Here is an 11957-nt window from a genome sequence, read left to right on the forward strand (position 1 = left end):
GGGAGTTTAAGTTCATGAAAATGATAAAGTGACGAAGCAAGGTTGGGGGCCCCCGCCGACAACAGCGATAGCTTAAGTCGGCGGGGATTTTTGTCGGCGGAAGGAAGTGGAGCGTCCGGATGGAATACCTAGATATTGAAATCACCCGATTCCGGGCAAGGCAGGGGATGTCTGTGCAAACGATCGAACTGACGGTAAACAAAAGCAACGGGCTGCACGTCCGCATGGTGGCTGCCCTGATTGCCAGGCTGCAGTCCCTGGTGGAAGATTCCGAGGTGCTGCGCCATGTGTATCTTGAGCATCAGGGCAGAAAAGCGGCGATCACCAGCATCCTTGCGCTTGTTGCGCTCAAGGTCAGGAAGGGGGACAAGGTGACGTTCCGCTTTGACAGGGAAGTGCCCTCCTCCGTCATCGAAGCATTGAAAGCGTTCCTGGAAAGCGCGGACCGGCAGGAATCGACGGACGAGAACCGGACGGACCAGCTGTTGATGGAAAATTCCACGACGGTGGATGTGGTGCTGTCCAGCCTTCCCTACGGCATTCTCGTGGTCAACCGGGAGAATGTGATTACCTATGTCAATCGGGAGGCGACGCGGCTTCTGGGACGCCGGGAAGAGGAGCTCCTGAACCAGTCGGCCGAACGGTTGATTCCCCACTCCCGGCTGCATTGGGTGCTCAAGACCGGCAAGGCGGAGATCGGCAAGCGGCAGAAGCTGGGCAGCCGCGTCCTGATCACGAACCGCTGCCCCATCTACGCCGAGAACCGGCTGATCGGGGCGGTCGCCCTGTTCCAGGATATCTCCAGCGTCGAAAAGCTGGGCAAAGAGCTGAAAGAGGTGAAAGCGCTGAAGGAACAGCTCGATCTGGTCCTCCAATCCGTGGAGGAACTGATCGGCTTGTTCGATCCCGCCGGCCGTCTGATTTACGCCAATGCGCACCTGGAACGGGCCCTGCAAAGCCTTCCGCACAAGGACCTGCTCTCTGCGCTCTTTCCCACGAAAGGCTGGAAGCAGGGGACGCCCCCCGGCAAAAGCATGACCGACATCGTGCACCTCGACGGCAAACAACCGTATATCGCCAAGCTCAATCCGGTGCTGGTGGAGGGAGAGCACTGCGGCAGCGTCTTGACCATGAGCCCGCTGAACGATGTCAAAACGCTGATGGCACAGCTTGATTTGGCCCTGGAGCGGACGCGCTATCTGGAAAAGGAGCTGTCCAAGCACGAAGCGCCGGCTGACGGCTTTGCGCACATCATCGGGTACAGCGGGCCGCTGGTGGAGTGTCTTTCCATCGCGAGCAAAGCGGCCAGGACCGACTCAACCGTGCTGATCACCGGGGAGAGCGGAACCGGCAAGGAACTGGTGGCCAGAGGCATCCATGAAGCCAGCAGCCGCAAGCAGAAGCCGTTCATCCGGGTCAACTGCGCCGCCATCCCCGCCAATCTGGTGGAGAGCGAGCTGTTCGGGCATGAAAAAGGCGCGTTTACCGGCGCCCTGCAGATGCGCCGGGGCAAGTTCGAGCTTGCCCATACCGGCACGCTGTTTCTGGACGAGATCGGCGACCTGTCCCTCGATCTGCAGGCGAAGCTACTGCGCGTCATCCAGGAACGGGAGTTTGAACGAGTCGGCGGCTCCGAAACCATCAAGGTGGATGTCCGGCTGGTGGCCGCCACGAACCGTGACCTGCAGAAGATGGTGCAGGCAGGCGACTTTCGCGAAGATCTCTTTTACCGCCTTCACGTCATCCCGATACACCTGCCTCCCCTGCGCAGGCGGAAAGAAGATATTCCGCTGCTGGTCGATCACTTCCGCGAGAAGCTGAATGAACGCCTGGGAAAAAATATCAAGGATTATGAAAGCGGTTTCATAAAGGTGCTGCGGGAGTACGATTGGCCGGGCAACGTCCGCGAACTGCAAAACGCGCTGGAGCGGGCGATGAGCATGTGCGAAGGGGACACCCTCATGATCAGGGATCTGCCCGAATATATTCTTCATAGCCGCACCGGCAGCAGCCAGGCTACATCCGCCCCGCCTTCCCAACTGCTGCGGGAGGGGGAGGTACGCACGATGGAGGAATATGAAAAGATGATCCTCCAACATGCCATCCGCCATTTTCCCAGCTTCAACCAGGCGGCCAAAGCGCTTGGCTTGACGCACAAGACGGTGGCGGCCAAAGTGCGGAAATACGGCCTGGAGCCGCTCATGGGGAAAAATTCCCAAAGCGATTGAGACAAAATCCCAATCCGCTTGACGCACACCCTGCCGCACCGGCGTTTGACGGCTTGGCACAGGGATTGCAGCCTATGGCAGGCGGAAGGCTGAGAAAGATAAAGGGAGGTAGGGAATGTGAAGAAGTTGATCAATCACCCGGAAAATGTGGTGCGGGACATGATTGACGGCATGGTGCTTGCACACCCGCAGAAGCTGAAAAATCTGCCGGACACGACGGTGCTGGTGCGGGCCGATGCGCCGGTCCACGGCAAAGTGGCGTTGGTGAGCGGCGGCGGGAGCGGCCATGAGCCGTCCCATGCCGGTTTTGTCGGTCTGGGCATGCTGCATGCAGCCGTGGCGGGCGAAGTGTTTACCTCCCCGGCGCCGGACCAGGTGCTTGCGGCGATCAAGGCGGTGGACAGCGGAGCGGGGGTCCTGCTGATCATCAAAAACTATGCGGGCGATGTGATGAACTTCGAGATTGCGGCCGAATTGGCGGCAGCGGAAGGGATCTCCGTCGCCCAAGTGATCGTCAATGACGACGTGGCCGTGGAAAACAGCACTTACACCACAGGGCGCAGAGGGATTGCCGGGACGGTCTTCGTGCACAAGATCGCCGGGGCGCTGGCCGAACAAGGGGCGCCGCTCGAAGAAGTGCAGCAGGTGGCGCAAAAGGTGATCGCCAATGTACGCAGCATGGGCATGGCGCTCAGCCCCTGCACGGTCCCCGCCGCAGGAAAACCCGGTTTTACGCTTGGGGAGGATGAGATGGAGATCGGGATGGGGATCCACGGCGAACCGGGCACGCACAGGGCAAGCATCGCCAGCGCAGACACGATCGCCGAGACCCTGACGGGAAAAGTGTTGGACGATCTGCAGCTTCAGACCGGGGACCGGGTAGCCGTGATGATCAACGGGTTGGGCGCCACACCGGTCATGGAACTGTACATTGTCTATAACAAAGTGGCCCGGATGCTGCAGGAAAGAGAGATCGTCATCCACGACACATTTGTCGGGGAATACATGACGTCTCTGGAGATGGCGGGCTGTTCCGTCACGCTCCTGAAGCTGGACGACCAATTGGCGGCCCTGCTGGATGCCCCGGCGGATACGATCGCGTGGAAGAAAAGATAACATACAGCCTGTACGGAAAGTGAGTGTTAGCATGGAAAAAGTCGGCATCGTCCTGGTATCCCACAGTTATGAACTTGTGCGCGGACTGGAGCGGCTGCTCCGCCAGCTGAATCCGGCTGTGCCGCTGGCCATCGCCGGCGGAACGGAAGAGGGGGAGATCGGGACCAGCGCGTATAAAATCAAGGAAGCGATTGAACAAGTGATGTCCCGGCAGGGGGCCGTGGTGCTCTTTGACCTGGGCAGCGCCCTCATCAACGCCGAACTGGCCATCGAGTGGCTGCCGGAAGCGAGCCGGGAACGGGTGCGGATCGTCGATGCCCCGCTGGTGGAAGGGGCGTACGCGGCGGTGGTGCAGTCGGGTCTCGGCGGCAGCCTGGCGGAGGTGGCGCAAACGGCGCAGGATGCCAAACAGATGGGCAAACTCTGAGGATGCGATCAAAAGGGGGACCGGAAGTTGCGATTCACGACCGAACAGGCAGTCGCCTGGATCAAACGGGCGAACGAACGGATACAGGAAAACCGGGAATACCTGACGGAACTGGATCAGGCGATCGGTGACGGCGATCACGGGATCAATCTTGCCCGCGGTTTCAGGGAAGCGGTCACCGCACTGGATCGCGGCGGCTTGGACGACATCGGTGCGGTTTTCAACCAGACGGGCATGACGCTGCTTTCCAAGGTGGGAGGCGCATCCGGGCCGCTGTACGGGACGGCTTTCATCAAGATGGGGGGCGCGCTCAAGGGCAGGCGGGAGATCGCTTTTTCCGATCTTGCGCAAGCGATCGACGCTGCGGTGGAAGGCATCGGCATGAGAGGAAAAGCCCAGCCTGGAGACAAGACGATGCTGGATCTATGGGAGCCGTTCGCCGGGTTTATTCGGGGATGTGAGCATGGCGTGGACCTCAAGGCGTTCCGCGACATGTGCGAGAATGAGCTGGAGAGAATCAAACAGCTGCAGGCCAGAAGAGGCAGGGCCTCGTTTCTGGGGAACCGCTCGATCGGCCATCACGATCCCGGCGCCGTTTCCTCCTGGTATTTGTTTGATACGCTGTGTGCGATTCTCTCAGAAAGCGGTGGACATGATGGAGACGACCATTAGTGCGGAGATCGTCGTGGGGCGGCCCGATGGCATCCACGCCCGTCCCGCCGGCGAATTGATCAAACGGCTGCAGGGCTTCACCAGCGCCGTGGAGTTCCAGGCGGGCGACAGGAAGGTAAACGGCAAAAGCGTGATCCAGTTGATGACGTTGGCCGTCAAGCAGGGAGAAACCCTGAGGGTGACGATCACGGGGGAAGACGCCGACGCAGCGCTTGCGGCCATCAAAGCGTTTCTGGCCGGCGATGAGGAATCGCCTGCGGTTCCATAAAATTGCATAGAAAAATCCCTTCACGCCAACAGATAACTTGACATTTTTTGAAAATTTAGTATACTTTGGGATGAAGTTAATAAACGCTGTGGAGATTGTGGAGAACAGCCGGTAGCTCAGAGAAGGGACCATCTTCTTGTCGGGTATTGGCTGTTTTTTCTTTCGATTTCGGCAGCGTTCCCAAACGTGGAAAGGAGGTGAAGCATGTTGTAAGCGCTTTACCGAGCATTGTTTTCCAAATATGATCACGGGAGGGGAAGGAATGATGTCGCCATTTTTGGGAGAAGTCATTGGTACGATGATTCTGATTATTTTGGGGGCAGGCGTGTGCGCAGGCCAAAATCTGAAAAAAGCGTTTTCCCAGGGGGGGGGATGGATCGTCATCACCTTCGGCTGGGGATTGGGAGTCGCCGTGGGCGTATATGCGGTAGGAGGCATCAGCGGCGCTCATCTGAATCCGGCCGTCACGATCGGGTTGGCCAGCATCGGGCAGTTCCCGTGGGAGAACGTGCCGACGTACATCCTGGCGCAGATGATCGGGGCATTCCTGGGCGCGGTGTTTGTCTGGCTCTACTACTACCCGCACTGGAAGGAAACTGAAGATCCGGGGGCCAAGCTGGGCGTCTTCTCCACCGGGCCGGCCATTTCGCATACGGCGGCCAACTTCATCAGCGAAATGCTCGGCACCTTCTTCCTGCTGCTGGGGATCCTGTCGATCGGGGCGAACAAGTTTACGGAAGGCTTGAATCCGCTGATCGTCGGCTTCCTGATCGTCGCCATCGGGCTGTCGCTGGGCGGAACGACCGGCTATGCGATCAACCCGGCGCGCGACCTGGGGCCGCGGATCGCGCATGCCCTCCTGCCCATTCCCGGCAAGGGCGATTCCAACTGGGGCTATGCCTGGATTCCGGTCGTGGCGCCGATTGTGGGCGGCATATTGGGATGTTTCTTCTATAAAGCGGCCTTCATCGATCACTCCATCACATCCATCATCCTCCTGGCAGCGTTCCTGATCCTTGCCATGGTGATCGGGAGAACCAGCGGGGCCAAGCATGAACAAGCAGGCACACAACGAAAAATAGCAGGCTGACAAGAACCTGCCAAAAATAAAAAATAAGTATGAATTGAGAATTATTATAAATAATGCCAGGAGGGATTGCAAGGATGGAAAAGCGGTATATGCTGTCGCTGGATCAGGGGACAACAAGCTCCCGGGCCATTCTGTTCGACAGGTCCGGGGCGATCATCGGCGTGGCTCAGAAAGAATTTACCCAACTCTATCCGAAGCCGGGCTGGGTGGAACACAATGCCGAAGAGATCTGGGAATCGCAGCTGGAAGTGTTGAAAGCGGTTTTGCTGGAGAATCACGTCAAGCCCGAGGAGATCGCGGGTATCGGGATTACCAACCAGCGGGAAACTGCGGTCGTCTGGGATAAGCACACCGGCAAGCCGGTTTACAACGCCATCGTCTGGCAGAGCCGTCAGACGATCGAGATTTGCAACCGGTTGAAAGAAGAAGGGTACGATCCGCTCGTACGGCAGAAGACCGGCCTGCTGATCGACGCCTACTTCTCCGGCACCAAGGTGACGTGGATCCTCGATCACGTGGAAGGGGCAAGAGAGAAGGCGGAGAAAGGCGATCTGCTCTTTGGCACCATCGATACCTGGCTGGTCTGGAAACTGACCAACGGCGCCGTCCATGTCACCGATTACTCCAATGCGTCCCGCACCCTGATGTTTAACATTCATACGCTGGAGTGGGATGAAGAGCTGCTGCGCATGCTCAATGTGCCGGCCAGCATGCTGCCGCGCGTCAGACCTTCCAGCGAGATCTATGGCTTTACCTCCCCCACGCTGTTTGACGTGGAGATCCCGATCGCCGGCATCGCGGGCGATCAGCAGGCGGCGCTGTTCGGGCAGGCATGCTTTACGGAAGGGGCAGCCAAGAATACATACGGCACCGGCTGCTTCATGCTGATGAATACGGGCGAAAAGGCGGTCGCCTCCAAAAACGGCCTCTTGACCACCATTGCCTGGGGCGTCGACGGCAAAGTGGAATACGCGCTGGAAGGCAGCATCTTCGTCGCAGGCGCCACCATCCAATGGCTGCGCGACGGCCTGAAGCTGATCGAGAAGGCGGCCGATTCGGAAAAGCATGCGCTGGCCGTTGACAGCACCGATGGCGTCTATCTGGTGCCCGCCTTCGTCGGCTTGGGCGCGCCCTACTGGGATATGGAAGCGCGCGGCGCCATCTTCGGGCTGACGCGCGGCACGACGCAGGATCATCTGATTCGCGCCGCGCTCGAATCGCTCGCCTACCAGACGAGGGATGTGCTGGAAGCCATGGAAGCCGACTCCGGCATCAAGCTGCAGAAGCTGGCTGTAGACGGCGGGGCGGTCGCCAACAACTTCCTCATGCAGTTCCAGGCAGACATCCTGGCCACGCCTGTGGAGCGTCCCCGCGTCAACGAAACCACCGCGCTGGGCGCCGCCTATCTGGCAGGCCTTGCCGTCGATTACTGGAACAGCAAGGAGGACATTATCAACAACAAGGTGGTGGAGCGCACGTTTACCCCCCAGCTCGACAAAGAGCGGCGTGAAGCGCTCTACGCCGGCTGGAAGAAAGCCGTCGAAGCCACGATGGGCTACAAGCTGCCAAAGAGCGGCGGCGATGAAGCGGGCAAAGTGACGGCCGAACAGCTGACCTGATGCCAGGCATGCACCCCCGGGTCCGTCTGAGCGCGTTCCGTTATGTCGTAAACACAAGTTAATCATGCTGTGGAGAAGATTGGAGTACAGCTAATGGCAAGAGGGCATGCAGCCATTCCCTTTTGTTCGTTAGCTGTTTTTTCTTTCATACCGGTACCCGTCCGCGGGGACAAAGAGGTGATGTCAACGTGAAGGAAGCAAACAAACTGTCCACCCTCAAGCGAGAAACCTATTTGCGCAGCATGGCGGATCGCAAGCTTGATCTGCTGGTGATCGGCGGCGGGATTACGGGGGCCGGCATCGCGCTGGATGCCGCTGTCCGTGGCTTGTCGGTGGGGCTTTTGGAGAAGCAGGATTTTGCGCAGGGAACCAGCAGCCGTTCCACCAAGCTGATTCACGGCGGGCTGCGCTATTTGAAGCAGGGGGACGTGAAGCTTGTCCGGGAGGTGGGACGGGAGAGGGCGATCCTGTACCGCAATGCGCCGCATATCGTCATCCCGGAAAAGATGTTGCTGCCGATCGTGGAAAAGGGGACCTACGGCAGGCTGGCCACCTCGTTCGGCCTCTGGCTGTATGATTATCTGGCCGGCGTCAGGAAGGATGAACGGCGGGTCATGCTGTCGAAGCAGGATACCATCGCGCTGGAGCCGCTCTTGCGCTCGGATATTCTGAAAGGCGCGGGCCTGTATTACGAATACCGGACGGATGACGCCCGTCTGACCATCGAAGTGCTGAAAACGGCTGCATCTTACGGCGCGGCCTGCGTCAATTATGCCATGGTGACCGATTTTCTCTACCAGGACGGAAAGGTGACGGGAGTGAGAGCGGCCGATCGGATCAGCGGCAGGGAGTACCGGATCTATGCGAGCAGGATTGTGAATGCGGCAGGTCCGTGGGCCGACGAGCTGCGCGCGAAGGATGGTTCCTTGTCCGGCAAACGGCTTCATCTGACCAAGGGGGTCCACCTGGTGGTTCCTCATGAAAAGCTGCCGCTGCGCCAGGCGGTCTATTTCGATGTGCCGGACGGCCGGATGGTGTTTGCCATCCCGCGCGATCGGGTGACCTACATCGGCACGACCGATACCAATTATGACGGGGATACTTCACGGCCCCGCGCCACGCGGGAGGATGCGGCGTATCTCCTGGAAGCCGTCAACCATATGTTTCCCGGTGCCAAACTGACCCTGGCGGACATCGCTTCCAGCTGGGCGGGATTGCGGCCGTTGATCCATGAAGACGGCAAATCGCCGTCGGAGCTGTCGCGCAAGGATGAGATCTTCCACTCGCCGACCGGTTTGATCACCATTGCCGGCGGGAAGCTGACCGGTTTCCGCAAAATGGCGCAGCGGATCGTCGATCTGGTCATGAAGCAGCTGGCCGCCGAAGAGGGCAGGGCGTTCGTACCGTGCACGACCGACCGGATTGTCCTGGCGGGCGGCCATTTCCCGTCACCGGAAGCCATTCCGGCTTTTGTCCGGAACCTTGCAGACGGAGTGGAGGAAGAACGGATACGCCAACTGGTAGGAAAATACGGCACCCAGGCCGAAATCATTCTGGAGAAGATGAAAACACTCGCTGCCGTGTCGGACGATCCGGCCCTGCAGATGGTGATCGCGGAAATCCATTACGGCGTGGAAGAAGAGATGGTAACCAATCTCCGCGATTTTCTCTTCCGCCGCACGGGACGCCTTTATTTCGAACGCCAGACGCTTCCCGCCCTGACAGAACCCCTACTGGCCGTGTTGGCGGAACGGTTCGCCTGGTCCCCGGATCGAACGGCCCTCGAACGGCAGATGCTGGAGGCGGAATATGCAGAGGCGGTGTCATTTCCGGAAGAGCGGGAGGCCTGACAGTGGGCAGGAGGAGGAAAGCTAGTGGAAGGATGTTTGCATCAGAAAATACTGCCGGCGATCCGGAACCTGAAAGATTTTGACGAGCTGCTCGACAGCGAATTTGAACGGCTGGTCTTGCTGAACATCCATATCGCCCAGCTGAAAGCGGTGGTCAACCGTGCCAAGGAGCACAAGAAAAAAATTTTTGTGCATGCCGATTTGATCGACGGGTTGAAGTCCGACGAGTACGCCACGGAATACCTGGCCCAGGAAATCCGGCCCGAGGGGATTATCACCACCCGCAACAACGTGATCCTGACGGCAAGGAAAAAAGGCATCATTTCCATTCAGCGTCTTTTTCTCATCGATACGATGGCGCTGGAAAACAGCCTTGCCCAGCTGGAGCGGACCAAGCCGGACTACGTGGAAGTGCTGCCGGGGGTAATCCCCCGGATGATCCGGGAAATCTCGCAGCGCATCCCGATCCCCATCATTGCGGGGGGATTGATCCGCACGAGGGAGGACGTGGAGCGGGCGCTGCAGGCCGGGGCCACCTCCGTCACGACGTCCCGAAAGGAACTGTGGGCGGCTCCCAACAAATGAGAGAACGCCCTTCGCGAATCAAAGGGGAGAGCCCTGAGCAGTATGTACAACCTTTGCCATCGCGGTACCTCTTTCTGCGGACATCCGTTATAATAGAATCGGAAAAAATCACGAACCAGGCAATAGGATGTGTGGAACCGCGTATGGCGATTTTGAAAAACGATTGGGCACCTTTGCTGGAGGAAGAGTTTCAGAAGCCGTACTATCTGAAGCTGCGCCAGTTCCTGATGCATGAGTACAAGACCAGAGTTGTTTATCCCGACATGTACGATATTTTCAACGCCCTGCACTATACCCCGTATGCCGGAACGCGCGTGTTGATTCTGGGACAGGACCCGTATCACGGGCGGGGACAGGCGCATGGGTTAAGCTTCTCCGTCAAGCCGGGCGTGGCGGTGCCCCCTTCGCTGCAGAACATTTACAAGGAACTGCAGCAGGATCTCGGCTGCCCCATTCCCGACCACGGCTATCTGGTGAAATGGGCGGAGCAGGGCGTCCTGCTGCTGAACACCGTCCTGACCGTGCGGGAGGGATCGCCCAATTCGCATAAGGGCATGGGGTGGGAGATCTTTACCGACCGCGTCATCGAGCTGTTGAACCAGCGGGAGGAGCCGGTGGTGTTCATCCTGTGGGGCAGGCACGCCCAGGAAAAAGGGCAGCTGATTACCGCCCCCCATCACCATATCATCCGTTCGCCCCATCCCAGCCCCTTTTCCGCGAACCGGGGCTTTTTCGGCAGTCGGCCGTTCTCCCGTGCCAATCAGTTCCTGCGCCGGATCGGACGCGAGGAGATTGACTGGGAAATTCCGAATCGATAAGCAGGTTCGGTTATTCCGACAGGAAGCGCAGAGTATGGGAGACCGTTTCCTGCGGATGCGACAGCATCAGGAGATGTTGGGAACCGGGAATCTTCACGGCGCGCGCCTGCCGGGTGCGGGACAGATAATCCGCAGCCGCATGGCGAAGGAATGTTTTTCCTTCCTCGAGCGGCATGTTTTCTTCGTCGGAAAGAAGCAGCAGCACGGGACAGGCAAGGCGGGAAAAGAGCGCAACCCTGTCAAAGCGCTCATATTCCTGAAAATAGGAGGCCAGCGCCTCCACCGGCAGCTTGAACCGGTAGCGGCCGTCCGCATCCGGCTCCACCTCGCTTTCGGCGATGGCCGGCGGAACCGTCGAGCCGGGATGATGGCGCGCGAAGGCGCGGTGTACGTCGTCGAGGGTGGAAAAGACCGTTTGCTGGTATTTTCTGACCTGCGCGTCGATGCGGAAACCGGGCAAATCCCCCAGATTGTAGAATCCCCCGTCGAGGAGCACCAGCTTCCGGACGCGCTGCGGATAGGTGGCGGCAAACAGCTGGGCGGGCACACAGGCAAAAGAGGCGGCCACGATCGCGATCTCCCTGATGGTTTCGTGGTCCAGCAGGTGCGCAAGGTCCTCGACCACCTGCGCGAATGTGTAGGGGCCCTGTCTGGAGGAACCGCCATGCCCGCGAATATCGGCGGCGATCAGGCGGTACTGCGGAAGAAACGCCGGCATGATCAGCCGAAACAATTCCTTCGTGCTGCGGATGGAATGGAGGAAGAGAATAGCGGGCGCATCCGCCGGGCCAAGATCGAAGTATTCGGTGGTAAAACCGTTGTATGTAAAGCGTTTCACGGATTGCATCATGTTCGTCCCCCTGTTTTCGGTCATTTGTTATAAGCAGTTATAGCACGCGTGAAATGGCGTGACAACCTGCCTCTTTGGAAAAATAATGTTGACGTTTCGGCTGCCATTCCTTTACAATGAAGCCATTCACATGAACAGCATAACCGGATTCTTATCGCGAGAGGTGGAGGGACTGGCCCGATGAAGCCCGGCAACCGTCAAAGAGATTGACAAGGTGCCAATTCCTGCAGGATGCATGTCCTGAGAGATAAGAGGAAGTGATGAGCGGATCAGCCTTCTTCTTATCGGGGAAGGCTTTTGTTATGTCCAATTTCATATGGGTTCTTATCGCGAGAGGTGGAGGGACTGGCCCGATGAAACCCGGCAACCGTCCAGGCATGGACAAGGTGCCAATTCCTGCAAGGCGTATCGTCTTGAGAGATAAGAAGCGGGAT

At 58.7% G+C, this 11957-nt stretch carries 11 protein-coding genes and 2 riboswitches; of the genes, 10 read left to right on the top strand and 1 reads right to left on the bottom strand.

Annotation, left to right across the window (positions count from 1 at the left end; all coding sequences use genetic code 11):
- Positions 1 to 119: 119 nt before the first annotated feature.
- The 10 genes from G3578_RS21100 (at position 120) to G3578_RS01195 (ending at position 10673) form a co-directional block, all read left to right on the top strand.
- Positions 120 to 2228, top strand: a complete 2109-nt coding sequence (locus tag G3578_RS21100) for a sigma 54-interacting transcriptional regulator (protein ID WP_277603089.1) — start codon at positions 120 to 122, stop codon at positions 2226 to 2228.
- 117 nt (positions 2229 to 2345) lie between these two features.
- Entirely contained in the window at positions 2346 to 3344 is a 999-nt protein-coding gene (dhaK, locus tag G3578_RS01155) for a dihydroxyacetone kinase subunit DhaK (protein WP_165207811.1), read from the top strand.
- Between the two features lie 31 nt (positions 3345 to 3375).
- Positions 3376 to 3771 (top strand): dihydroxyacetone kinase phosphoryl donor subunit DhaM, encoded by a 396-nt coding sequence (gene dhaM / locus G3578_RS01160; protein ID WP_165207813.1) that lies wholly within the window; start codon positions 3376 to 3378, stop codon positions 3769 to 3771.
- Between the two features lie 27 nt (positions 3772 to 3798).
- Entirely contained in the window at positions 3799 to 4443 is a 645-nt protein-coding gene (dhaL, locus tag G3578_RS01165) for a dihydroxyacetone kinase subunit DhaL (protein WP_165207815.1), read from the top strand.
- Positions 4427 to 4711: an HPr family phosphocarrier protein gene (locus G3578_RS01170; protein WP_165207817.1), complete on the top strand. Its 285-nt coding sequence runs from the start codon at positions 4427 to 4429 to the stop codon at positions 4709 to 4711. Before dhaL ends, G3578_RS01170 begins: the two co-directional genes overlap by 17 nt.
- 265 nt (positions 4712 to 4976) lie before the next feature.
- Entirely contained in the window at positions 4977 to 5801 is an 825-nt protein-coding gene (locus G3578_RS01175) for an MIP/aquaporin family protein (RefSeq protein ID WP_165208377.1), read from the top strand.
- Between the two features lie 74 nt (positions 5802 to 5875).
- Positions 5876 to 7420 carry a glycerol kinase GlpK gene (glpK, locus tag G3578_RS01180; protein ID WP_165207819.1) on the top strand — a complete coding sequence of 515 codons (1545 nt, stop codon included), beginning with the start codon at positions 5876 to 5878 and terminating at the stop codon, positions 7418 to 7420.
- A gap of 188 nt (positions 7421 to 7608) precedes the next feature.
- Positions 7609 to 9270, top strand: coding sequence for an FAD-dependent oxidoreductase (locus G3578_RS01185; RefSeq protein ID WP_165207821.1), 1662 nt, complete (start codon positions 7609 to 7611; stop codon positions 9268 to 9270).
- A gap of 24 nt (positions 9271 to 9294) precedes the next feature.
- Entirely contained in the window at positions 9295 to 9855 is a 561-nt protein-coding gene (locus G3578_RS01190; RefSeq protein ID WP_165207823.1) for a glycerol-3-phosphate responsive antiterminator, read from the top strand.
- 143 nt (positions 9856 to 9998) lie between these two features.
- Positions 9999 to 10673 (top strand): uracil-DNA glycosylase, encoded by a 675-nt coding sequence (locus G3578_RS01195; RefSeq protein ID WP_165207825.1) that lies wholly within the window; start codon positions 9999 to 10001, stop codon positions 10671 to 10673.
- A 10-nt stretch (positions 10674 to 10683) separates the two neighbouring features.
- Here the strand turns inward: G3578_RS01195 and G3578_RS01200 are convergent, their stop codons facing one another.
- A complete protein-coding gene (locus G3578_RS01200) occupies positions 10684 to 11523 on the bottom strand; it encodes an alpha/beta fold hydrolase (protein ID WP_165207827.1) in 840 nt (279 codons plus the stop codon).
- 148 nt (positions 11524 to 11671) lie between these two features.
- A riboswitch (SAM riboswitch) is annotated at positions 11672 to 11777 on the top strand.
- 67 nt (positions 11778 to 11844) lie between these two features.
- A riboswitch (SAM riboswitch) is annotated at positions 11845 to 11950 on the top strand.
- Positions 11951 to 11957: the final 7 nt, after the last annotated feature.

Source organism: Brevibacillus sp. SYP-B805, assembly GCF_011059135.1.
Classification (GTDB): Bacteria; Bacillota; Bacilli; order Brevibacillales; family Brevibacillaceae; genus Brevibacillus_F.

What these genes read in the sequence shown, in the direction of transcription:
- G3578_RS21100 (WP_277603089.1), top strand. Translation starts at nt 120, where the DNA reads ATGGAATACCTAGATATTGAAATCACCCGATTCCGGGCAAGGCAGGGG.
- dhaM (WP_165207813.1), top strand. Translation starts at nt 3,376, where the DNA reads ATGGAAAAAGTCGGCATCGTCCTGGTATCCCACAGTTATGAACTTGTG.
- G3578_RS01170 (WP_165207817.1), top strand. Translation starts at nt 4,427, where the DNA reads ATGGAGACGACCATTAGTGCGGAGATCGTCGTGGGGCGGCCCGATGGC.
- G3578_RS01175 (WP_165208377.1), top strand. Translation starts at nt 4,977, where the DNA reads ATGTCGCCATTTTTGGGAGAAGTCATTGGTACGATGATTCTGATTATT.
- glpK (WP_165207819.1), top strand. Translation starts at nt 5,876, where the DNA reads ATGGAAAAGCGGTATATGCTGTCGCTGGATCAGGGGACAACAAGCTCC.
- G3578_RS01195 (WP_165207825.1), top strand. Translation starts at nt 9,999, where the DNA reads ATGGCGATTTTGAAAAACGATTGGGCACCTTTGCTGGAGGAAGAGTTT.
- G3578_RS01200 (WP_165207827.1), bottom strand. Translation starts at nt 11,523, where the DNA reads ATGATGCAATCCGTGAAACGCTTTACATACAACGGTTTTACCACCGAA.